General features: G+C 60.2%; 22 protein-coding genes. 14 read left to right on the top strand and 8 right to left on the bottom strand.

The features are described from left to right. Nucleotides 1-4 precede the first annotated feature (4 nt). Complete coding sequence (locus RYB09_RS09780) at nucleotides 5-460, top strand: TadE/TadG family type IV pilus assembly protein (protein WP_316888149.1); 456 nt, start codon at nucleotides 5-7, stop codon at nucleotides 458-460. Further along, complete coding sequence (locus RYB09_RS09775) at nucleotides 450-3,218, top strand: PAS domain-containing protein (protein ID WP_316888148.1); 2,769 nt, start codon at nucleotides 450-452, stop codon at nucleotides 3,216-3,218. Before RYB09_RS09780 ends, RYB09_RS09775 begins: the two co-directional genes overlap by 11 nt. Here the strand turns inward: RYB09_RS09775 and RYB09_RS09770 are convergent. The 3 genes from RYB09_RS09770 to RYB09_RS09760 form a co-directional block, all read right to left on the bottom strand. Continuing rightward, entirely contained in the window at nucleotides 3,215-5,239 is a 2,025-nt protein-coding gene (locus RYB09_RS09770) for a pilus assembly protein TadG-related protein (RefSeq protein WP_058402606.1), read from the bottom strand. The genes RYB09_RS09775 and RYB09_RS09770 overlap by 4 nt on opposite strands. A gap of 137 nt (nucleotides 5,240-5,376) precedes the next feature. Beyond that, a complete protein-coding gene (locus RYB09_RS09765) occupies nucleotides 5,377-6,693 on the bottom strand; it encodes a bifunctional DedA family/phosphatase PAP2 family protein (RefSeq protein WP_058402605.1) in 1,317 nt (438 codons plus the stop codon). 3 nt (nucleotides 6,694-6,696) lie between these two features. After that, nucleotides 6,697-7,368 carry a DNA-3-methyladenine glycosylase gene (locus tag RYB09_RS09760; protein ID WP_316888145.1) on the bottom strand — a complete coding sequence of 224 codons (672 nt, stop codon included), beginning with the start codon at nucleotides 7,366-7,368 and terminating at the stop codon, nucleotides 6,697-6,699. 284 nt (nucleotides 7,369-7,652) lie between these two features. On the opposite strand from RYB09_RS09760, the gene RYB09_RS09755 reads away from it, so the two are divergent. The 12 genes from RYB09_RS09755 (at nucleotide 7,653) to lipA (ending at nucleotide 19,064) form a co-directional block, all read left to right on the top strand. Next, complete coding sequence (locus RYB09_RS09755; RefSeq protein ID WP_316888143.1) at nucleotides 7,653-8,918, top strand: glutamate-5-semialdehyde dehydrogenase; 1,266 nt, start codon at nucleotides 7,653-7,655, stop codon at nucleotides 8,916-8,918. A gap of 22 nt (nucleotides 8,919-8,940) precedes the next feature. Further along, nucleotides 8,941-9,600 carry a nicotinate-nucleotide adenylyltransferase gene (gene nadD / locus RYB09_RS09750; RefSeq protein WP_161794688.1) on the top strand — a complete coding sequence of 220 codons (660 nt, stop codon included), beginning with the start codon at nucleotides 8,941-8,943 and terminating at the stop codon, nucleotides 9,598-9,600. A gap of 60 nt (nucleotides 9,601-9,660) precedes the next feature. Next, on the top strand, nucleotides 9,661-10,047 hold the full coding sequence (rsfS, locus tag RYB09_RS09745; protein ID WP_002555337.1) for a ribosome silencing factor: 387 nt from the start codon (nucleotides 9,661-9,663) through the stop codon (nucleotides 10,045-10,047). Between the two features lie 9 nt (nucleotides 10,048-10,056). After that, a complete protein-coding gene (rlmH, locus tag RYB09_RS09740; RefSeq protein ID WP_002555336.1) occupies nucleotides 10,057-10,524 on the top strand; it encodes a 23S rRNA (pseudouridine(1915)-N(3))-methyltransferase RlmH in 468 nt (155 codons plus the stop codon). Nucleotides 10,525-10,552: 28 nt separating this feature from the next. Further along, on the top strand, nucleotides 10,553-12,448 hold the full coding sequence (mrdA, locus tag RYB09_RS09735; protein ID WP_058402603.1) for a penicillin-binding protein 2: 1,896 nt from the start codon (nucleotides 10,553-10,555) through the stop codon (nucleotides 12,446-12,448). 31 nt (nucleotides 12,449-12,479) lie between these two features. Then, the gene (gene rodA, locus RYB09_RS09730) at nucleotides 12,480-13,583 is read left to right on the top strand and encodes a rod shape-determining protein RodA (RefSeq protein ID WP_003368803.1); all 1,104 of its coding nucleotides are present in this window, start codon (nucleotides 12,480-12,482) and stop codon (nucleotides 13,581-13,583) included. Nucleotides 13,584-13,600: 17 nt separating this feature from the next. Continuing rightward, the gene (gene mltB / locus RYB09_RS09725; protein WP_002555333.1) at nucleotides 13,601-14,608 is read left to right on the top strand and encodes a lytic murein transglycosylase B; all 1,008 of its coding nucleotides are present in this window, start codon (nucleotides 13,601-13,603) and stop codon (nucleotides 14,606-14,608) included. Next, entirely contained in the window at nucleotides 14,608-15,636 is a 1,029-nt protein-coding gene (locus RYB09_RS09720) for a septal ring lytic transglycosylase RlpA family protein (protein ID WP_002555332.1), read from the top strand. The genes mltB and RYB09_RS09720 overlap by 1 nt, the downstream gene beginning before the upstream one ends. Nucleotides 15,637-15,878: 242 nt before the next feature. Continuing rightward, the gene (locus tag RYB09_RS09715; RefSeq protein WP_058408686.1) at nucleotides 15,879-17,039 is read left to right on the top strand and encodes a D-alanyl-D-alanine carboxypeptidase family protein; all 1,161 of its coding nucleotides are present in this window, start codon (nucleotides 15,879-15,881) and stop codon (nucleotides 17,037-17,039) included. Nucleotides 17,040-17,132: 93 nt separating this feature from the next. Continuing rightward, nucleotides 17,133-17,408, top strand: a complete 276-nt coding sequence (locus RYB09_RS09710; protein ID WP_002555329.1) for a DUF493 domain-containing protein — start codon at nucleotides 17,133-17,135, stop codon at nucleotides 17,406-17,408. Further along, nucleotides 17,408-18,064 (top strand): lipoyl(octanoyl) transferase LipB, encoded by a 657-nt coding sequence (gene lipB / locus RYB09_RS09705; RefSeq protein WP_005745386.1) that lies wholly within the window; start codon nucleotides 17,408-17,410, stop codon nucleotides 18,062-18,064. The genes RYB09_RS09710 and lipB overlap by 1 nt, the downstream gene beginning before the upstream one ends. Continuing rightward, nucleotides 18,057-19,064: a lipoyl synthase gene (gene lipA, locus RYB09_RS09700; protein ID WP_002555327.1), complete on the top strand. Its 1,008-nt coding sequence runs from the start codon at nucleotides 18,057-18,059 to the stop codon at nucleotides 19,062-19,064. The genes lipB and lipA overlap by 8 nt, the downstream gene beginning before the upstream one ends. 145 nt (nucleotides 19,065-19,209) lie before the next feature. Here lipA and RYB09_RS09695 read toward each other — a convergent pair whose 3' ends face one another. The 5 genes from RYB09_RS09695 to lptE form a co-directional block, all read right to left on the bottom strand. Then, a complete protein-coding gene (locus RYB09_RS09695; RefSeq protein ID WP_316888138.1) occupies nucleotides 19,210-20,547 on the bottom strand; it encodes a lytic murein transglycosylase in 1,338 nt (445 codons plus the stop codon). A gap of 83 nt (nucleotides 20,548-20,630) precedes the next feature. Then, nucleotides 20,631-20,786, bottom strand: coding sequence for an alternative ribosome rescue factor ArfA (arfA, locus tag RYB09_RS09690; protein WP_002555325.1), 156 nt, complete (start codon nucleotides 20,784-20,786; stop codon nucleotides 20,631-20,633). A 273-nt stretch (nucleotides 20,787-21,059) separates the two neighbouring features. Then, the gene (locus RYB09_RS09685; protein WP_316888135.1) at nucleotides 21,060-21,275 is read right to left on the bottom strand and encodes a hypothetical protein; all 216 of its coding nucleotides are present in this window, start codon (nucleotides 21,273-21,275) and stop codon (nucleotides 21,060-21,062) included. 6 nt (nucleotides 21,276-21,281) lie between these two features. Continuing rightward, the gene (gene holA / locus RYB09_RS09680; RefSeq protein ID WP_057402161.1) at nucleotides 21,282-22,319 is read right to left on the bottom strand and encodes a DNA polymerase III subunit delta; all 1,038 of its coding nucleotides are present in this window, start codon (nucleotides 22,317-22,319) and stop codon (nucleotides 21,282-21,284) included. A gap of 41 nt (nucleotides 22,320-22,360) precedes the next feature. Then, nucleotides 22,361-22,966: an LPS assembly lipoprotein LptE gene (lptE, locus tag RYB09_RS09675; protein ID WP_002555323.1), complete on the bottom strand. Its 606-nt coding sequence runs from the start codon at nucleotides 22,964-22,966 to the stop codon at nucleotides 22,361-22,363. Nucleotides 22,967-23,054 lie beyond the last annotated feature (88 nt).

The raw sequence follows: 23,054 nt of genomic DNA, 5'->3' as shown, positions 1-23,054 counted from the left end.
TGATATGAAAACCGTTCTGCAGCATGCCTTGCCCGATCGGCAACAGGGTGCCGCCGCTATTGAGTTCGCTGCGGTGTTCGTTGTTTTCTTTGCTGTGTTCTATGGCATGGTGAGTTATAGCCTGCCGTTGCTCATGATGCAGTCTTTCAATGCGGCGGCGAGTGAAGCCGTGCGCCGAAGTGTTGCCCTTAGCCCGACAGTAACTGGCTATAACACCCTGTTGGTCAGCCAGGCACAGAGTGTCGTCATGAATCAGCTGTCATGGATGCCACCTGCGCTGGGTTTCAACGCCAGTTATACCAACGTGACCTACACCGCCGGTGTTCTGACGGTGACCATCCAGTACCCCAAGACCCGATTGACCCAGGTACTCCCGTTATTGACGCTCCCTGGCATCGGCGAGGTTCCGCGCTTGCCGACCAACCTTACTGCACAAGCGAGTCTGCAACTTGTCCCTTGAAAAAAATCGTCTGAGCCGTTGGCTGGGCCGTGGTGAAGCGCCGCCGGTATCCCAGGCTGTGCCCGTGTCAAGCGAGCCGGGCCCGGTCGGGGTCGACCTTTATGTGCTGCTCGATGACGAAGGGCGGATACAGAGCATCAGCCCGCAGTTGCTTGCGCGGTTGGGTATTGCTGCTCCGCTGGCGGCTGCGCAGCGGTTGATGAACCTGTTGCTGCCCAATAGCGCGCTGGTCATTGAAGGCGTGCCGCATGACTGGCTGGGGCACATGCTGGACCTGGACTTCAAGAGTGCCGATGCGCACACCTTGCACGCTCGTGGCTGGGTGCAGGCGCATGGCAAGGGCTGGCTGTTGCAACTGCTGGATATCAGCGACTTGATGGAAGAGGCCAGTGCCGCCCGCAGCCGCCAGCAATGCCTGCGCTTCGCCGGGCAGATGGCTGAGCGTGTGCGCGTGTGCAACGTGGACCGGCTGACTGCCGTGGTGACCGAGCAGCTCGAGGAACTGGCGCAGCTATGGCGCGTTCCCTGTCTGGCGCTGGTATTGCCGGAAGTCAGCGGCACTGGCTGGCGTGTCTACTGTCAGTACAGTGCCCACACCGCGCCGGAGTTATGGCAGGTCGGGCAGCGACTGGGTAATGCGCTGGATCGATTCGACGCCAACATTACCCATCAACTGAGGTTTGGCGGCGGCGTCGACCAAGGGCCGCTGCAGAGTGCCTTCGGCAACGCGGACGGTTTTCTGATTCCGCACAGCCGCGACAACGTTGCCAAGGCGTGGCTGATGTTCGGCTTCTATAACCCACAACAGCAGGCTCCAGACCTGGGAGAGCGCGAGTGGCTCAACCTGTGTTCGGCGCTGGCCGGGCCGGTGCTTTTTCGCTTGTCCGAGCAGCACAACCGTCACCATGTAGAGCGCCTGGCGGTGCTTCAGGATCTGCTGGGCACCGGTTGGTGGGAGCTGATGCCTGCGCGTGACGAAATCCTCCTGGCACCGCAACTGGCGCGCAGTTTACGTCTGAGTGATCGGGTCGAAAGCCTGTCACGTCAGGACTGGCTGGCGTTGATTCATCCGGTCGATCGACAAGAACTTTCCAGTCGTCTGGCGCAGTTGCGTGACAAAGGCACAGCCCTGATGCTTTGCGTGCGTCTGGCGCAAAGCGACCCTGCCCAGGAAACCCTCTGGTTTCGTATTCAGGGTCAGGCGCTGATCAGTGGTCAGGTTCAGCGGGTGTTGGGTTTCATGCTCGATGTCAGTGATATCAAGAATCAGGAAACCGAAGCAGCGGCCGCTCACGCCCGGCTGGATAACCTGATTGCCAGCTCGCCGGCCGTGATTTACGTGCAGCGCTACGATCACGGCAACCTTGAGCCAACCTTTTTCAGTGACAGCCTCACGCCCTTGCTGGGCTGGACGCTGGCTGAATGCGTAGACGGCCAGTTGGCGGAATACATTCACCCCGAAGACCGCGACATCTGGTTCGAGCGTAACCGGCAGCTGTTGCGCGAAGGCGTTGTCAGTCGGCGTTACAGGTTGCGCAACAAGAACGGCCATTACCATTGGTTGCTGGACGAAGCGCGATTGCTGCGTGACGACCTCGGCATGCCGGTGGAGGCGGTCGGCCTGTGGCTGGACGTGACCGAAGCCACTCTGGCGGCCGAGCATGTGCGTCAGAGCGAAGAGCGCTACCGCATTCTGGTTGAAGACTCACCGGCCATGATCTGCCGCTACTCTCCGGAGCTGGTACTGAGTTTCGGCAACCGGCCACTGGCCAATTACATGGAATGCACGCCGGAACAACTGACCGGGATCAATCTGGGGGACTGGCTTTCTGACGAGCAGCGCGAGGCGTTCATTCGGCGTATCGGTCAACTCACCCCGCAAGCGCCGGTCAGCACCGAAGAAATCTGTATCGAACTGCCCGGCCGTGAGTACGCCTGGTGGGTATGGGCTGACCGGGGAATATTCGACGAGCACGGCACGCTGGTCGAGGTTCAGGCTGTAGGCCGTGATAACACCGATGTGCGCCGCTCCAGGATGCAATTGAACCAGAGTGCGAAAATGGCCACGCTTGGCGAAATGTCCACAGGCCTTGCCCACGAGATCAATCAGCCCCTCAACGTCATGCGCATGGCGGTAGTCAATGTCCTCAAGCGTCTGGGGCGCGGTGACGTGGACATCGAATACCTCACCGAAAAACTCAACCGTATCGACACACAGGTACAGCGCGCTGCCCGCGTGGTGGACCACATGAGGGTATTCGGGCGGCGCTCCGAAGTGGAGGAGCAGCTGTTCGATCCGGCGCAGGCGGTGGAAGGCACTATCTCGATGCTGGCCGAAGGCATGAAGGGCAAGGGTGTGCAGTTGCGGGTCGGCACCATGATCGAAGACGTGCAGGTTCGCGGGCATGTCGATCAGCTTGAGCAGGTGCTGATCAACCTGATGGTCAACGCCCGTGATGCGTTGTTGTCGCGCCGGGAAAAAGACCGGGATTTCGAACCGTGGATCAGCGTCGAGGCCGAGCGGGATGAAAACATCATCAGGCTGGTGGTTCAGGACAACGGCGGGGGGATTGATCCGCGTTTGCTGGAGCGCATTTTCGAGCCTTTCTTCACCACCAAGCCGGTGGGCGTCGGCACCGGACTGGGCTTGTCTGTCAGCTACGGCATCGTCGATCAGATGGGCGGCCAGCTCAGCGTCGGCAACGTCGGGGAGGGCGCTCGTTTCCAGATCGAGCTGCCGATATTCAATGCCAGTTAGATAATCAGCGTCGCCTGACCGATGTTGCAGCTTAAATTGGCACCCACATCGGTGGCACCCAGATTCAGGCCAAGTGACTCGAACAGCGGGTCGACGACTGATGTCAGCAAGCCGGTCAGCGTGTTCTCCACAATAGCGTCCAGCGCAACGGTCAGGCTGTTCAGCGTTGCAGCTGCTCCAGTAATGACGTTGCCTAGCACATTGCTGGTCGCAGGTTTATAGACATTCACCTTTACGCTGGAAACCGTGCCGTTCAGCAACGTACTGGGTTTGGTGTGCGCAACGCTTGTCAGGAAATAGGGCGCGCTGTTGATTTCCGGCAGATTGGGCGAGCTGAAGGTTGTACTGACGACCGTTGAGCTGCCCAGCGGCGACTGGCTTACCGTGTCGAACGTGAGACCTATGCCGCCACCGCCGAAGGGGGTACGGGCGTCGCAAGTTCCCAAACCTGGCAGTCCCAGTGGCTTCTTGCAGGTTTGAGTGCCTATATCAATCACTGGCAGGGGCAGTGGGGCAATTGCCGATGGATCGGTGCTTGCAGGAAAACCGTCATTGATCAAGCCGACCTTGGCGCTGAGCAGTCCTGCATCTGTTTTGACGCTGAGGGTCTTGTTGGTATTGCTGGTGCAGGTGAAGCCGGTCACGTAGGTGTCGGCGCTGGCCAGCGACAGGCTCAGATCGATTCTGGGGCCCGATGTACCAGAGGTCAGAAACTTCACATCGGTGACCATGCAACTGGTCAGGCCCAGCGCGCAAGTGGTGGAGCCCAGTACGCCCGCGATGTTCAGGCTCAACGCGCTATTGAGGATTGGTGTCAGGCTGCCCACCACCGAGCCCGCAGTGTTAGCCAGCGACGTAATGGTGCCCAGCACTGGCAGATTGATCGACACCAGCGCGCGCATCTGCGCGGTGCGCACGTAGATCCGGTTGGCACCGGTTTTGGGATTGAGCGGATCAATCTTGCTCGGGTCGCCGATGGCCGATAACTGAGGCGGCTCAACCACCTGAAATCGTGTGGTGACCTGTGCCAGGGTGCCGACATTTATCTGCGCAGCTGTGGATATGCCGGTCTTGTCATTGGCCAGTTGCGCAATGCCCTGGACCAGGTCCAGAAGGCGCAGATTGGTGTTCAATGCAGCGAGGTCCGAACTGCCTTGTATCGACAACAAGTCTCCCAGCAACACAGTGGTTGCGCCGGCCGCCAGCTTCAATGCCTGCAGGCCCGCGATGGTGGCCGTACCGTTCAAGGTCGCGCCGGGGTCGAGCACATTGATAGCACTCTGGATCAACTGGCTGACAGAAACCGATGTGTTGAGCACCTCGCTGTAACCGACCGCAGTCAGGTTAAGGTCGGTCTTGAGTCGGTTCAGATAGCTCAACAGGCTGAGGTCGGTGCTGGCGAGGCCCTGCCAGTTCGCTACGCTCAGGTTGAGCGTGCCACCGAGCAGGCTGCCGATGAGCGGATTCAGAATGGCCGCCCGTGTGCTGTCCACCGTCACGGCCGCACTGCGAATGGTCAGCGCCGCCAGTGGCGCGGCACTGGCAGCCACGGCCGTGGCGCTGATGGTGATGTTCGCAGGGGAGGGCGTTTTTTCGAACAGGGCAACAATACCGGCAGCAATACTTCGTGGCACCGGATGCGCCGCGACCACTTGAATGGCCAGTGCCTGAGTGGAGTCCGCGACAAATACGCGCTGGCTCTGCAGGCCCACCGTAAGGGTGCCGCAGAGGGTCGTTAGCGTTCGCCCTCCGGTATTCGGGGTAAAGCCGTTACGCGTGGCGCTCTGCGTGGCGAAGCCAGCGGCGGTGGCCGCATCGCTGCATGTCCCCCTGCGCCCCGCAGCTTCCAGGGCGGCGATGTCCGCGATCCGCTGCAACGAGCGTTTTTCCAGATACAGCCTGCCGCTGTCGACCACTATCAGCGTGCAAAGCAGCGCCAATCCCAATGTCAGCGCGGCCATCATGCCGATCGCGCCGCGTTGCCGGGTGGGCATTGCCGCATAACCATCCAGTGGGGACATCAGCACTCCTTCGGCCACGCCGTTGCTCACTCACCTGCTTCAGGGGAGTGTAGTCAACGCCTCGAAAGAGCACTGGCAAGGTGCCAGATTTGAGAAGTGTCGCACCCGTTTCGTACGGGCGCGATCAGGTATGCCGATCAGTACTGGTAACGCAGTACCGCGTGGGAGAGGGCGCGCACTGCGAAAATGCCTAGCAGCGCGGTCATTGCCGGGACGATGAGCCACCAGACCCGGACCGACATGGCGGGCAAGGGGTCGTTGCGCTGAATGAATGCCAGGCTGGCGGCGCAGACACAGAACGCCAGGAGCATTCCTGCGAGGATGTCCGTTGGCCAGTGAACGCCCAGATAAACCCTGGAAAGCGCGATGGCCAGTGCCGGAATGCCGCCGACCAGCATCCAGCTCAGGCGCAGGCGCACGGGCTGGCCGCGCCCGGCCAGCACCGCCAGCGTCATGAACAGCGCAAAGGCCGCAGAACTGTGGCCACTGGGCATGCTGTAAGTGGTCAGCGGCTCTACCAGCACCTCCGGACGAGCGCGGGCGAAGAACGTTTTCAGGGTGCCATTGGCAATCGCGGTACCCAGTGTTGCGGTCAGGGCAAAGGCTGCGTGACGCCATTGTCTGGCAACGGCCAGCACGATGATCAGCAGGGAGGCCGCCAGCAACTGGGCCTTGAAGTCGCCGATGCTGGTGACGAAGATCACGATGTTCTGTGCGGCCTCGCTGCGATGCTCTTGAATGAGCGTCATCAGGCCGTTGTCGAAGTCTGCCAGATAGGGCCAGCCGATGAACAGCGCCGCGACCAGCGTCAGGCTGAGCACGGAAATAAGTTTGGTTGCATAACGCTTTTGGCGAATGCTGCTCTGAATACTCAGCCCGAACAGAATCGCCAGACCGGCACCGACCACTGCCGCCTCAGGCCAGAAGCCTTCCGGCAGCGGCAGGCGAATGGCCGCGCCCGCCGCCCAGCCCGGCATCAGGTAGGCAATCGACCAGCCTGCCGCGGCCAATACACTGACGGCCGCAAAGCGCGGCAGCGGCATGTCGCACATGCCGGCAATCATTGGCAGCATCGGGCGTAGCGGGCCGATGAAGCGCCCGACCAGCAAACTGGCGATGCCGTAACGGTGGAAGTATTTTTCCGCACCTTCCATCCACTCCGGGTGCGTGCGCAAGCCGGGCAACTGACGGATATTCTGATGAAAGCGCCGACCTATGAAGTACGACACCGCGTCACCCAGCAGCCCACCGAGAAAACCCAGTAACAGCACTTCGCTCAACGGCAGTATGCCGCTGCCCGCCAAGGCGGCGATGGCAAACATGATGACCGTGCCCGGCACGACGATCCCGACGATCGCGACGCATTCAGTGAAGGCCACCAAAAAGATCGCGACAGCCACCCAGGAAGGGTTTGCGGTCAGCCAGCCGGTCATGCCATTGAGCAGATCGCCCATCGGTCAGTTTCCTTGATCGAGAAATAAGTAGTCGCGGCCTTCGACCTGACCGCGTCTGAGAGGGTTCCGTGTGCAGAAACGGGCATAACCGGCATCTACGAAGCGATACATCAAATGCTCATCGCGCCCGGCAGGGATACCCAGGCGGGTGGTCTGGATAATGCGCTCGGGTGTCTGGCCGATGTCTTCGACCAGCAACCTCTGGGGGTCGAAGCGCCTGGCGTCCCACTCCGGTACTTTCAGACCAAGCGCCTTGCAAAGCAGCGTCTGGCCAGCACAGAGCCGTTGCGGCGGGCGGATTGCGCCGCTGGCGTCGGGGTTGTTCAACTGCATCTGCGCCAGGGCGTTTTCTTCGCTGGTTGCGTCGGTCCAGGGAAATGCCGATTTGATCAGCACTGCATTGCCCGGCCCCTCGGCGCTGAAATTCAGCGAGTCACCGCCGCGCGCGTAGTACATATAGATATGCCCGCCGTCGAGGAACAGTGCCTTGCGCTTTTCGGTATAGCCCAGCGAAGCATGGCTGCCTTTTTCAGCGCAGTAGTACGCTTCGGTTTCGATGATTCGGGCGGCCAGCCACAGCTCGCCCACCTTATGCCGAATGACCTTGCCCAGCAGATCGCGGGCCAGCAACTGAGCATCGCGATGGAAGAAATGGTCCGGAAGAGCTGCGGGCATAGTCAGGCAGGTACGTTGAGAAGGTGCCCGATAATAACAAGCGCAACTTTAATTGCAGCTGAATGTGTCTGGATTAACGGCTTTGTTGTTTCTGAACGTGACTGAATCATGACAAGCCATTCAGCGCCATGCGCGATGTCTGCATGCGCATGGCGTGCTGCAATGCCAGTCGCCGGTCAATAAATCTGCGCACTGATATCGACCATCCGCCTGTCTGCGCTGTCGTTCGTGCGGCACGACAGCTATAATCAGCCGCTTTCCTCTTTGCCAAGACCTCTGAGACCATGACTGAGTCCGTTCTTGACTACATGACCCGCCTGGGTCGCGCCGCCCGCGAAGCATCGCGAGTGATCGGTCGTGCCAGCACTGCGCAGAAGAACCGCGCCCTGCAAGCCACTGCCGCTGCTCTGAATGAAGCGCGCGCCGAGCTGTCTGCCGCCAATGCGCTGGACCTGGCCAATGGTCAGGCCAACGGCCTTGAGCCGGCAATGCTGGAACGACTGGCCCTGACCCCCGCGCGTATCGACAGCATGATCGTCGGGTTGCGTCAGGTAGCAGGTCTGGCAGACCCGGTCGGTGCGATCCGCGACATGAGCTATCGGCCGTCGGGTATTCAGGTCGGCAAGATGCGTGTGCCGCTGGGGGTTGTGGGAATCATCTACGAGTCGCGTCCGAATGTGACCATTGATGCGGCCAGCCTGTGCCTGAAGTCCGGTAACGCGACCATTCTGCGCGGCGGTTCCGAGGCCATTCATTCCAATCGTGCCATTGCCGCCTGCATCGAGCGTGGTCTGGCCGAGGCCGGTCTGCCTGCTGCCGTGGTGCAGGTGGTTGAAACCACCGACCGTGCAGCGGTTGGCGCATTGATCACCATGCCCGAGTACGTTGACGTCATCGTTCCGCGTGGCGGCAAGGGCCTGATCGAGCGGGTCAGCCGCGATGCGCGTGTGCCGGTCATCAAACATCTGGACGGCATCTGCCACGTGTATGTCAGCGCTCACGCCGATCTGGCCAAGGCGCAGAAGATTGCCTTCAATGCCAAGACCTACCGCTACGGCATCTGCGGCGCGATGGAAACCCTGCTGGTCGATCAAACCATCGCCGCCGACTTCCTGCCCGCCATGGCCGCGCAGTTTCGCGAGAAGGGCGTCGAGTTGCGCGGTTGCGAGCGCACCCGTGACCTGATCGACGTAATTCCGGCCACCGAAGACGACTGGCACACCGAATACCTGGCTGCAATCCTGTCGATTCGCGTCGTTTCAGGGCTGGACGAAGCCATCGAGCACATCAACCATTATGGTTCGCATCACAGCGATGCCATCGTTTCCGACCATCAAAGTCAGATTCGCCGGTTCATGGCCGAGGTCGATTCCAGTTCGGTCATGGTCAATGCACCGACCAGCTTTGCGGACGGTTTCGAATACGGATTGGGTGCCGAGATCGGCATTTCTACTGATAAGCTGCACGCCCGCGGTCCAGTCGGGCTTGAAGGGTTGACCTGCGAGAAGTACATCGTGATCGGTGATGGTCAATTGCGCGGACAAGCCTGACTTGAACAACCCCACGACAGCGCTGCCCAGACGTATCGGTATGCTTGGGGGTACGTTTGACCCGGTTCATATCGGTCACTTGCGCGGTGCGCTCGAAGTGGCCGAACTGCTGGAACTCGATGAGTTGCGCCTGACGCCCAGCGCCAGGCCTCCGCATCGTGACATGCCGAGTGTCACTGCCGAGGACCGTCTGGCGATGGTTCAGAGCGCGGTTGCGGGTGTGTCGCCCTTGACGGTGGATGACCGTGAACTGAAGCGGGACAAACCGTCGTATACCCTCGACACACTGGAATCGATGCGCGCCGAACTGGCGCCTCAGGACCAGTTGTTCCTGTTGCTGGGTTGGGATGCCTTTTGCGGGCTGCCGACCTGGCACAGGTGGGAAGAACTGCTGGAGCACTGCCATATCGTGGTGCTGCAACGCCCGGACGCGGACAGCGAGTCGCCGGATGCCATGCGTAATCTGCTGGCGGCACGCGCGGTCAGCGACCCCAAGGCCCTGAAAGGGCCGGGTGGACACATTACATTCGTCTGGCAGACGCCTTTATCGGTGTCTGCCACCCAGATCCGTCAACTGCTGGCCAGCGGTAAGTCGGTACGTTTTCTGGTGCCAGACGCGGTACTGGCCTATATCGATGCGCGCGGGCTTTACCGTGCGCCGAACACTGATGGGTCGTCCTGAAACTGCTTTGATCGATAAGCGTTTGAACGGTCCCACACATACGAGCTGAATGAGTTTTATATGACAAAGCAAAAAATGAGCAGTGAAGAAGTCATCAATGTTGCGATTGCAGCCCTTGAAGAAGTCAAGGGTGCCGACATCCTGACCATCGATGTGCGTGACAAGACCAGCATCGCCGACTACATGCTGATCTGCACCGGTACGTCCAACCGTCAGCTGAACGCACTGGTCGATAACGTCCGTGACAAGGTCAAGGCGGCCGGCCTCAAATCCCTGAGCGAAGAAGGCAAAGGCGACAGCGACTGGGTTCTGCTGGACCTGGGCGATGTGATCGTTCACGTAATGACCGCTGCTGCACGCCAGTTCTACGACCTGGAACGCTTGTGGCAGGGTGCCGAACAAAGCCGTGCCGCCAGCGCTGCGCATCACACTCCAGGCAACGAATAAGGCCTTGATGTGCGTCTGCGTCTGATTGCTGTGGGTTCGCGCATGCCCAAGTGGGTGGAGGAAGGTTGGCACGAGTACGCCAAGCGGATGCCCTCCGAGCTTGCGCTGGAACTGGTGGAAATCCCGCTCAATACCCGAGGCAAGAACGCCGATGTCGCGCGCTTCATCCGTCAGGAAGGCGAGGCGATGCTGGCGAAAGTGCAGCCGGGCGAGCGGATTGTCACGCTTGAAGTGCATGGCAAACCGTGGAGTACCGAACAGCTGGCGGTCGAACTCGATCGCTGGCGCCTCGATGCGCGCACGGTCAACCTGATGGTCGGCGGCCCCGAGGGGCTGGCACCTGAAGTCTGTGCCCGCAGTGAGCAACGCTGGTCTCTGTCGCCGCTGACCCTGCCGCATCCACTGGTGCGCATTCTGATCGGCGAACAGATGTATCGCGCCTGGACGGTCCTGTCCGGGCACCCTTATCACAAGTAGCATCGTCTTTACTGTGAATACGGCCTAAATGTCTCAACCGATCCGCCTCAAAGACCACGAAAAGGACGCACGCCTGGTGCGCGGCAGGGTCGTGTTCGGTGCCGTGGCGGTGGTGTTGCTGGTGTGCGTGCTGATTGCCCGGTTGTATTACCTGCAGGTCATCCAGTACGAGTATCACTCCACGCTTTCGGAAAACAACCGCGTTCACGTTCAGCCGATTCCACCCAGCCGTGGGCTGATCTACGATCGCAATGGCGTTGTGGTCGCCGACAACCGGCCCAGTTTCAGTCTCAGCATGACCCGTGAGCGTGCTGGCGAGTGGTCCAGCGTGCTCGACACCATTGTCGAGATCCTGCAGCTAACCCCTGACGATCGCATCATCTTCGAAAAGCGCATGAAACAGGGGCGTCGGCCATTCGAACCGGTGCCCATCCTGTTCGAACTGAGCGAAGAGCAGATCGCCTTGATCGCCGTCAACCAGTTCCGCCTGCCGGGTGTCGAAGTGGTTGCGCAACTGGTCAGGCATTATCCGCAAGGGCCGCACTTTGCCCACTCGGTCGGCTACATGGGACGGATCAACGAGAAAGAGCTCAAGAGCCTCGACCCGATCAATTACAGCGGCACGCACCACATCGGCAAGACCGGTATCGAGCGCTTTTACGAGCCCGAGCTGCATGGTCAGGTCGGCTACGAAGAGGTCGAGACCAACGCCCGTGGTCGCGTGCTGCGTGTACTGAAACGCACCGACCCGATTCCCGGCAAGGACATCGTCCTGAGCCTGGACATCAACCTTCAGGAAGCTGCCGAGGCCGCACTGGGTGGGCGTCGTGGCGCGGTAGTCGCGCTGGACCCGGCCACCGGAGAAGTGCTGGCGATGGTCAGCGCGCCGAGTTTCGATCCGAACCTGTTTGTCACCGGTATCAGCTTCAAGGCCTACGCCGAGCTGCGCGATTCCATCGACCGACCGCTGTTCAACCGCATTCTGCGCGGCCTTTACCCGCCCGGTTCGACCATCAAGCCTGCCGTGGCGATTGCCGGGCTGGACGCCGGTGCGGTAACGCCCGGTTCAAGAGTGTTCGACCCGGGGTATTACCAACTGCCCAATTACGATCACAAGTACCGTAACTGGAACCGCACCGGCGATGGCTGGGTGGATCTGGATACCGCGATCATGCGTTCCAATGACACGTACTTCTACGATCTGGCGCACAAACTGGGCATCGACCGGCTTTCCACCTACATGAACAAGTTCGGCATCGGGCAGAAAGTGTCGCTGGATATGTTCGAGGAATCCCCCGGTCTGATGCCGTCCCGTGAATGGAAGCGCGCGACCCGTCGTCAGGCCTGGTTCCCTGGCGAAACGCTGATTCTTGGCATTGGGCAGGGCTATATGCAGGCCACGCCGTTGCAACTGGCCCAGGCGACCGCACTGGTGGCCAACAAGGGTGTGTGGAACCGTCCGCATCTGGCCAGAACCATCGAAGGCAAGGCGCCTGTGGATGAAAACCCGATGCCGGATATCGTGCTGCGTGATCCGGCCAACTGGGGGCGAGTCAACCACGGTATGCAGGAAGTGATGCACGGCGCGCGTGGTACGGCGCGCAAGGCTGCCATCGGTGCGCAATACCGGATCGCAGGCAAGAGCGGTACGGCTCAGGTTGTCGCCATCAAGCAGGGCGAGAAATACGACCGCACCAAGGTTCAGGAGCGTCACCGTGACCACGCCCTGTTTGTCGGCTTTGCACCGGCCGACAACCCGAAAATCGTTGTTGCAGTGATGGTCGAGAACGGCGAGTCCGGTTCCGGCGTTGCTGCACCCGTTGTGCGTCAGGTGATGGACGCCTGGCTGCTCGACGAAAACGGCCATCTCAAGCCTGAGTATGCCGGTTCCCTGAATCTGGAGGCTGCGGCCCGTGAAGAGTAATTTCGACCGCATCCTGTCCAGCGAAGACGTGATGCGCCGCCGTGCCACGTTTCTGCAGCGCATTCATATCGATGGCCCGTTGTTGATCCTGTTGCTGACCCTGGCGGCTGGCAGCCTGTTCGTCCTGTATTCGGCCAGCGGCAAAAACTGGGACCTGCTCATCAAGCAGGCCAGCTCGTTTGGTATCGGTCTGGTGGCGATGGTGGTGATCGCCCAGTTGGAGCCGCGCTTCATGGCGCGCTGGGTGCCGGTACTGTATGTCATCGGCGTCCTGCTGCTGGTAGTGGTGGATGTCATGGGTCACAACGCCATGGGCGCGACGCGCTGGATCAACATTCCCGGGGTGATCCGCTTCCAGCCTTCGGAGTTTCTCAAGATCATCATGCCGGCGACCATCGCCTGGTATCTGTCCAAACGCACGCTGCCCCCGCATTTGAAGCATGTAGCGGTCAGTCTCGCCCTGGTCGGTGTGCCGTTCATTCTGATCGTTCGCCAGCCTGACCTGGGGACGTCACTGCTGATTCTGGCCTCAGGTGCCTTTGTGCTGTTCATGGCCGGCCTGCGCTGGCGCTGGATTATCAGTGTGCTGGCGGCCGCTGTGCCTGCGGCGGTGGCCATGTGGTTCTTCTTTATGCACGACTACCAGAAACAGCGCGTGCTGACCTTCCTCGACCCGGAAAGCGATCCGCTGGGCACCGGCTGGAACATCATTCAGTCAAAGGCAGCCATCGGTTCGGGCGGCGTTTTCGGCAAAGGCTGGCTGCTGGGCACTCAGTCTCACCTGGACTTTCTGCCGGAAAGCCACACCGACTTCATCATCGCGGTGCTGGGTGAAGAGTTCGGTCTGGTAGGCATCTGCGCGCTGCTGATCATCTATATGTTGCTGATCGGCCGCGGGCTTGTGATCACTGCGCAGGCGCAGACATTATTCGGCAAACTGCTGGCCGGAGCGTTGACCATGACGTTTTTTGTTTACGTTTTCGTCAACATCGGTATGGTCAGTGGCCTGCTGCCAGTGGTGGGGGTGCCATTGCCCTTCATTAGCTACGGCGGAACTTCGCTGGTGACCCTACTGTCAGCGTTTGGGGTTTTGATGTCGATCCATACACACCGTAAATGGATTGCTCAAGTTTGATTAAGGTGAACTATTCAATGCAAGCAATGCGTAACTGGGCTCGATATGCTCCGGTGGTCGGTCTGGTGGGCATCCTTGGATCGGTGCAAGAGGCACTGGCCGGCGACTATGAAGGTTCGCCCCAGGTAGCGGAATTCGTCGGTGAGCTGACCCGCGATCACGGTTTTGCCGGTGAGCAGTTGATGAGCCTGTTCCGTGAGGTCGAGCGCAAGCAGGCCATTCTCGATGCCATTTCCCGCCCGGCCGAACGGGTCAAGCAGTGGAAAGAGTATCGGCCGATGTTCATCACCGATACGCGCATCGCCCGCGGTGTCGATTTCTGGCGTCAGCACGAGGCCGCATTGGCCCGCGCCGAGCAGGAATATGGCGTTCCGGCGCAGATCATCGTTTCGATCATTGGCGTGGAAACCTTTTTCGGCCGCAACACCGGCAATTACCGGGTGATCGATGCATTGTCGACGCTCGGTTTCGATTACCCGCCACGCGCCCAGTTCTTCCGCAAGGAGTTGCGCGAGTTTCTGCTGCTGGCGCGCGAACAACAGGTTGACCCCTTGACCCTCAAAGGCTCGTACGCCGGGGCAATGGGCCTGCCGCAGTTCATGCCGAGCAGTTTCCGCGCTTATGCAGTGGATTTCGACGGCGACGGCCATATCAACATCTGGACCGATCCGGACGATGCCATCGGCAGCGTTGCCAGTTACTTCAAGCGTCATGGCTGGGTAGCCGGGCAGCCGGTAGTCAGCCGCGCGACCGCACGTGGCGACCGGGTTGACGAAGGGTTGAGCCCTGCGCTTGATCCGGTAATGTCGGTCGGGGAGTTGCGACAGCTGGGCTGGGCGAGTCATGATGCGCTGCGCGACGATATGCCGGTGACGGCGTTCCGTCTGGAAGGCGACAATGGTCCTGAATACTGGCTGGGTTTGAACAATTTTTATGCAATCACCCGTTATAACCGCAGTGTGATGTACGCCATGGCCGTGTATCAGCTGTCTGAATCGTTGGTTCAAGCTCGAGGCGTCAAGTAATGCGGGCATTGCCGATTCTGCAAACATTCAAGCTTCTGGCGTTGACCGGCCTCGCAGTGCTGGTTGCCAGTTGCTCGTCGCCGTCACGTACAACCTCGTCACAGTCGCCAAAAGGCGGTGCCGCGGTGCGCTCGATGCCGGGGCTGGACATCAACCGTGCCCACAAGGACGGCGCGCCGTGGTGGGATGTGGATGTCTCGCGCATCCCCGATGCGACGCCGACCCTGCACACCGGTGCCTATAAGGCCAACCCGTATACGGTGCTGGGCAAGACCTATTTCCCGATGAGCGATTCAAAGCGTTACGTCGCTTCGGGCACCGCTTCCTGGTATGGCACCAAGTTTCATGGCCAGAACACCGCCAACGGCGAGGTGTATGACCTGTATGGCATGAGCGCCGCGCACAAGACCCTGCCGCTGCCCAGCTATGTCAAAGTGACCAACCTGGACAACAACCGCACGGTGATTCTGCGCGTCAACGACCGCGGGCCGTTCTATTCGGACCGCATCATCGACCTGTCCTATGCTGCCGCCAAAAAGCTGGGCTATGCCGAAACCGGCACCGCCCGGGTCAAGGTCGAAGGTATCGACCCGCAGGAATGGTGGGCCCAACGTGGCCGTCCGGCACCGCTGATGCTCAATCAGCCGCAAGTGATGGCCCAGGCCACGCCGCCCGCGCTGTCGACATCGACCGGAACCGTCGAGCAATACACGCCGCCACCGCAGCAACACGCCGCACCTGTCGTGCCGTTGCAGGTTGACGCAAAAAAAAACGCTTCAGGACAAGCCGCTGGGCTGTTTCTCCAGGTGGGAGCCTTCGCCAACCCGGACGCTGCGGAGCTCCTGAGGTCGAAACTGAGCGGGATGGTTCGAGCGCCGGTATTCGTCAGCTCGATAGCTCGCAATCAGCAAACGCTCTATCGGGTCCGGATGGGACCGATCGACACGCCGGGTGAAGCCCAGCAACTGCAAAACAGCGTCAGGTCGGCCAATCTTGGTCAGCCAAGCGTAGTGACATCGGATCAGTAAGTTTTATCGACAATCGTTCTCCGGCAACAATAGAGGACGGTATGCAGTCGCAGGCGGCGCAGCTTTGCCATCAGGGCACGCGTTGCAGGTAACTGCCCACAAGGTCGTGTGTCGAACAGGCGACTTTGTCAGCCAGGGTTACAGCCTGGCGCCACGAGCCGTACCGAGGCGTTTTCGCCTCGCCGGTCTGTTCAGTTTTGCCCGCAAGGGCATGTTTGCCCATTAGGATTCTAGAGAGACGGATGAACATCACCACCTTTGCAAAACGTTTGTGCCTGCTTGTTCCACTGATTATCACCCCGACCGTCTGGGCGGCAGAGCAGATGACGCCTGCTGCACCGCAGCTGGCAGCCAAGTCCTACGTACTGATGGATGCCACCAGCGGTAACGTTCTGGTCGAGAACAACGGTGACCAGCGTCTGGCGCCTGCCAGTCTGACCAAGCTGATGACCGCCTATATCGCGACCCTGGAAATTCGTCGCGGCCAGATCGGCGAGAACGATCCGGTGACCATCAGTGAAAACGCCTGGCGCACGGGCGGTTCGCGGATGTTCATCAAGGTGGGCAGCCAGGTGACGGTCAGCGACCTGCTGCACGGCATCATTATCCAGTCGGGTAACGACGCCAGTGTTGCGATCTCCGAGCACATTGCCGGCAGCGAAGATGCATTTGCCGACATGATGAACAAGACCGCTGGCGACCTGGGCATGACCAACAGCCACTTCATGAACCCGACCGGTCTGCCGAACCCCGAGCACTACTCGTCGGCTCACGACATGGCGATCCTGGCGCGTGCAATCATTCACGAAGACCCGGCTCACTATGCGATCTACTCGCAGAAAGAGTTCTTCTGGAACGGCATCAAGCAGCCTAACCGCAACCTGCTGCTGTGGCGCGACAAGACCGTTGACGGTCTGAAGACCGGTCACACCGACGAAGCCGGCTACTGCATGGTGTCTTCGGCTGTACGTGACGGCATGCGTCTGATCGCGGTAGTGTTCGGCACCAACAGCGAGCAGGCCCGCGCGGCTGAAACCCAGAAGCTGCTGACCTATGGCTTCCGTTTCTTCGAAACCCAGAACTTCTATCAGAAGGGCACCGAGCTGGCTCAGGCAGCCGTCTGGAAAGGCACCGAGCGTCAGGTCAAGGCCGGTCTGGCTGAAGATCTGAGCATGACCATGCCCAAAGGCGACATGAAGAAGCTTTCCGCCAGCATGACCATGAACCCGCAACTGGTTGCGCCAATCGCCAAGGGCGACGTGATCGGCAAGGTCGAGGTCAAGAAAGACGATCAGGTGGTTCACACCGCTAATCTGATTGCGCTTGATGCAGTTGAGGAAGGTGGCATTTTCCGCCGCGTGTGGGATAGCATCCGCCTGTTCTTCTACGGCTTGTTCAACTGACCCTCCAGTAACTACTGCCGACCTTCTCGCGGCCTGCTCATGATCTGAGCGGGCTGCGTGTCCGTCGTCACGGCTTGTGAGACCTTTACTGCCATGACTGATACCGACATCAAGTCGCACAAAATCGAATTCCCCTGCGATGACTATCCGATCAAGGTGATCGGTGATACCAGCGTGGGCTTTACTGCTGCTGTCATGGAAGTCCTGCACAAGTACGCACAGGTCGACCTCAAGACGCTCGCCGAGCGTCAGAGCAGCAACGGCAAATACACCACCGTCCAGTTGCACATCGTCGCTACAGGCGAAGATCAATTGCGCGATATCAATAGTGCCCTTCGCGCTACGGGTTTCGTGCACATGGTGCTCTGATGACGGCTGCGCTGGGTTTTCGTGATCTGGGCCTGATCGATTACGAAACTGCCTGGCACGCCATGCAACGCTTTACCGATGGGCGTGGCCGCGAGGCTGCCGATGAGGTCTGGCTGGTCCAGCACCCCCCGGTTTTCACCCAGGGGCAGTCCGGCAAGGCCGAACATTTGCTGCTGCCGGGCAATATTCCTGTCGTACAGGTCGATCGTGGCGGCCAAGTGACTTATCATGGCCCGGGCCAACTGGTGGCTTACCTGATGCTGGACGTCAGGCGCCTTGGTTTCGGCGTTCGCGATCTGGTAACCCGGATCGAGAACACCCTTATTGCCTTGCTCGCCGACTACGGCGTCAAGGCAGCCGCCAAGGCCGATGCACCGGGTGTATACGTCGACGGCGCGAAAATCGCGTCGCTCGGTCTGCGCATTCGCAACGGCTGCTCGTTTCATGGTCTGGCGTTGAACGTCGACATGGACCTTGAGCCGTTCCGCCGCATCAACCCTTGCGGATACGCCGGGTTGGCCATGACCCAACTGAGCGATCAGGCAGGGCAGATAGAATTTTCCGAGGTAAGTGCCCGACTGCGTGCGCAGCTCGTCAAACACCTCGACTACGCTGAGCAGGCGACCCTTACGGGCGGAATAAACCATTATGACTGACACCGTGCAAACCCTGATCCCGACGCTGGATGTTTCCGAGCGAGTGGCCCGTCCGAAAGTCGAAGCGGGCGTCAAGCTTCGCGGAGCGGAAAAGGTTGCGCGCATCCCGGTCAAGATCATTCCAACGGTAGATCTGCCGAAGAAACCCGACTGGATTCGCGTGCGCATCCCGGTTTCTCCGGAAGTCGACCGTATCAAGCAATTGCTGCGCAAGCACAAGCTGCACAGCGTCTGTGAAGAGGCGTCCTGCCCGAACCTGGGCGAATGCTTCTCCGGTGGCACCGCAACGTTCATGATCATGGGCGACATCTGCACCCGTCGCTGCCCGTTCTGCGACGTGGGTCATGGTCGTCCGAAGCCGCTCGACGTCAACGAACCGAAGAGCCTTGCCATCGCAATTGCCGACCTGCGTCTGAAGTACGTAGTGATTACCTCGGTAGACCGCGATGACTTGCGTGACGGTGGTGCTCAGCACTTTGCCGACTGCATTCGCGAAATCCGCCTCCTGTCGCCGGGCGTACAGCTCGAAACACTGGTGCCCGACTACCGTGGCCGGATGGACGTGGCGCTGGAAATCACCGCTGCCGAGCCACCGGATGTGTTCAACCACAACCTGGAAACCGTGCCGCGTCTGTACAAGGCTGCGCGTCCGGGTTCGGACTACCAGTGGTCGTTGACCCTGTTGCAGCGCTTCAAACAGATGGTCCCGCATGTACCGACCAAATCCGGGCTTATGCTGGGCCTGGGCGAGACCGACGAAGAGGTTATCGAAGTCATGCAGCGCATGCGCGAGCACGACATCGACATGCTGACGCTGGGTCAATACCTGCAACCGTCGCGTAACCACCTGCCGGTGCAGCGCTTCGTGCACCCGGACACCTTCGCCTGGTTCGCCGAGGAAGGTTACAAGATGGGCTTCAAGAACGTCGCATCCGGGCCGCTGGTGCGTTCTTCGTACCATGCTGACGAACAGGCCAAGATTGCCAAGGCGATGCTCTGATAGATAGCGAGCGTTGAAACGAAGAAGGGCCAGGTAGCGATACCTGGCCCTTTTTTTGCGGTTGATTATCGTGCCGATGCTCTGCGGACTATCGTGCCGATGCTCTGCGTTGGCATGCCGTTCTGGACGCTCTGCGTCCTCCCGATTACTGCCCCGCAGGCTTGCGCAGGGCCTCCAGCAATTCATGCGTCGGGTAACCATCGGCTGGCCAGCCGAATGACTGCTGCGCGCTACGAATGGCCTTGCGCGTATTGGCACCGATAATGCCGTCTGGTGCGCCTGCGTCGTACTGGCGTGCCGAGAGCAGGGTTTGCAGTTCAATGCGTTCAGAGCGGCTCAGCGGAGTGTCCCCGCGCGGCCATGCGCCTACTACGTAGCCAGCCCCTTTGAAGCGGTCAGAAAGCAGGCTGATCGCCAGTGCGTAGGAGGTGGAGTTGTTGTACTTGAGAATGGCGCGGAAGTTATCCAGCACCAGAAAGGCTGGCCCGCGATAACCGGCTGGCAACAGCAAGGCGGCTTGCTGCTGGCTGGCTGCAACTGGAATCGCCGAGCCGTCCGGCTGTTTCAGGCCCAACTGCTGCCACTCCGCAAGACTCTTGCGGGTTGTCGAATCTGCCAGCGAGTAATCAAACCCGGAGCCGAGCACCACTTCGAAGCCCCAGGGCTGACCACGTTGCCAGCCAGAGCTTTGCAGGTAATGCGCAGTGGAGGCCAGGGCATCGGCGGGAGTGTTCCAGATGTCACGGCGGCCATCGCCGTCAAAGTCGACGGCGTGGGTGTTGTAGGTGGTCGGGATGAACTGGGTCTGGCCCATCGCACCGGCCCACGAACCCAGCATCTTGTCCGGTGTGATGTCGCCATGCTGGATGATTTCCAGCGCGGCCAGCAATTGGCTCTGTGCAAAACCCGGACGACGGCCTTCATAGGCCAGCGTAGCCAGCGAGCGAATGACGGATTGCGTGCCCTGGAACGACCCGAAATTACTTTCCATGCCCCATACCGCGACCAGCGCCTGACGATCCACGCCATACTGCTGCTCGATCTTCTGCAGGTCGTCAGCGTACTGCGAAAGCAGAGCCTGCCCCTTGCGCACGCGTGCGGCGGAGATGGCACCGTCCAGATATTCCCAGATCGGACGGGTGAACTCAGGCTGGCTGCGGTCGGCCTTGACCACGCTCATGTCGGGAGTGACACCGGCGAATGCCAGATCGAATACATCCGCCCGGATACCTGCCTTTAACGCCTGAACACGAAAACCGGCCTGCCATTCGCTGAAGCTGACGGCGGGTTGAATCGTGAGGGTGTCATCAACGACCAGCGCAGGCGTAGGGGCTACGGCAGGAGCGTTTGTCTGTGCTTTGCTGGATTGAAGAGGCGTGGCATCGGCTGCAGTGGGTTTTTCTGCGCAGGCTACCAAGGCAATAAGGCTGGAGGCAGCGATGAGTTGGCGCAGCTGCGGGCGACGGGTAAAACGAGAAGGCATGCTTGAGTCCAAGGGTATTACCGTTAGGTGCAGACCATAACACGGCTAAGCGGTTGAAAGCGCCTCGGAGATGTTGCTCGATATCAGGCCGCCATAAAGCAGGAAGCCTCCCAGCTTTTAGACTGGAAGGCTTCGCGGCGGTAGCTGCCTTTGCCCTTGGCGGGTTGTTCCTGACGACTGCGAAACAATGGCTGGGCGATGATTGATTTGGCCTTGTTCGGCCGCTTTGGCTTGCTCATGGCGGGGGACTCCTGATGGGTGTTGTAAAACGCTACAAATCATCGGGCAGATTGACGGTTGTGTCTAATAGTCGTGTGCTATGACGCTGAGCACGGACTTGAATGCAATACCTGTGGGAGCGAGCTTGCTCGCGAAGGCAATCGTCCGAACGCTCGAGTTTCAGGGGCTGCACTGACCTCTTCGCGAGCAAGCTCGCTCCCACGAGATATGTGTAGGCGGCCGAAAAGCGCGCCTGGCCGCTGTGTAGTAACGAGGGTGTAAACGCAGGCCGATCAGGGCATATCGAATTGATGAAGCAGCGCCATCATGGTGATCACCAGAATTGCGAGCCCTGTTGCTACCGTCCAGTTTGCTTCTGCGGTGTTTGAAAACCACGACCCTCTGGACGGATATCTACCGCGTGACAAAAGTCGCACGATGGGCCAGCCAACGGGATAGCAGATTACACGAAGGATTACTTCGAGTAACTCTTGAACAAGCTCGGACATGACAGCTCACTCCGCAGGCAATGCCAGCCGTTGCCCGGCCATCAGCAGCGCCAGCCTGCTCAGGCTGCTCCAGGGCGAGCCTGCCGCCTGACCCTTGATCTGCGCATCAATGCGCTGTGCATCCATGAGCAGCTGGCTCCAGCGTTTTGCCGAATGGCGTTGCAGGGCTTTGCTCATCAGCGGCTTGCGCTTGTCCCAGATTGGCGGGCGGGCTGAGCTGAAAACTTTGTCGAGCGGCACGCCCTGACTGAACTGCTGGGACATGTTGGCCAGTGCGCGCAGCTCGCGGGTCAGGGCCCAGAGGATCACGGGGGTTTCGACCCCTTCGCCGCGCAGGCCTTCCAGCATGCGCAACGCATGGGCTGCTTCGCCGTTGAGCACTGCATCGGTCAGACCGAATACGTCGAAGCGCGCACTGTCGGCCACGGCCGCCTGTACTGTCTCGACGGTGATCTGGCCTTCTTCGGCCATCAACTTGAGCTTTTCGATTTCCTGCGCGGCTGCCAGCAGGTTGCCTTCGACCCGGGCAGCGATCAATTCGACAGCGTCCTGGGTCGCAGCAAGCCCTGCCTGAGAGAGGCGCTGGCGAATCCATTGCGGCAGTTGGCCAATGTCTACCGGCCAGATCTGCACGAACTGGGTTTGCGCACCCTCAACCAGTGCCTTGCCCCATTTGGTTTTCTGCGCACTGCCATCGAGCTTGGGCAGGCTGATCAGTAGCAGGGTGTCTTCGGCCGGCCTTGCGCAGTATTCCATGAGCGCCGCAGCGCCTTTGTCACCGGGTTTGCCGGAGGGTAAACGCAGTTCCAGAAGACGGCGCTCGGCGAACAGTGACATGCTGGCGCCGGCCTGAAGCAACGTACCCCAGTCGAAACTGGCGTCAGCGCTGAACACCTGTCGCTCATCGAAGCCTTGCTGGCGCGCAGCGGCGCGCACGGCGTCAGCCGCTTCCTGGCAGAGCAGCGGGTCGTCGCCGCTGATCACGTAGACAGGCGCAAGCGCACCTTGCAGGTGTTTACCCAGTTGGGCGGGGGCGAGTTTCATGAGTCAGAGCATGTCGGGGCCAGCTGACTGGCCCCGGACACTTACCTGGCCGGTACTTCGACAGGCGACTGCTGAGGCGTCTCGTCACGGATCCGCTGAGCGGCTTCCTGTGCGTCGGCTTCAGCCTTGGCAACTGCGTCAGCCTTGGCCTGCAGCTGTTCCAGGCGTGCCGGCGTCATCTGCTGCAAGCGCGCCATCAATTTCTGGATCAGGTCGTTGCGCATTTCCTGACGAACCTGGGCGGCTTCCTGATCGGAACCGGTCAGGTTGTTGCCATCGTGAACGTAGGAGCGGTCCGTGCTGACCTTGTCGCCGAGCAGGAAGCGATCTCTGTCGCCATGCACTTCATAGGTCAGGGTGGTGGTCAGCTGGTATTCAGCCGAGCGGCCCGAGCCCGAGTAGCTGACGGTGCGCTGGGTTTCGGCTTCGTTGGTCAGCATGAGCTTGTAAGGCGCGCCGGTGTAGACCTTGACGCCGGAACTGGTCAGCAGGCGAGTGAGTTGAGTCACGGTTTCGCCATAAGCGTTACGCGCGCTGACATCCAGCTCCTTGATCGCCAGCTCGGTGGTGCCGGTGCCACGCAGCTGGAAGCCACAGGCACTCAACAGAACAGCCAGGCCCATCACCAGCAAATTGCGTTTGATCATCTTGATGCTCCCCTTGAATCCGTTTGGGCCGCCAGTGCGTACCCTGGAAATATGTTCGGCGCCCGGCGTTTGCCTGGCGCCCGATCCA

Source organism: Pseudomonas syringae group sp. J254-4, assembly GCF_032586855.1.
Taxonomy (GTDB): domain Bacteria; phylum Pseudomonadota; class Gammaproteobacteria; order Pseudomonadales; family Pseudomonadaceae; genus Aquipseudomonas; species Aquipseudomonas amygdali.
Note: the sequence above shows the minus strand (reverse complement) of the source record. Positions and strands in the feature narration are given on the sequence as shown.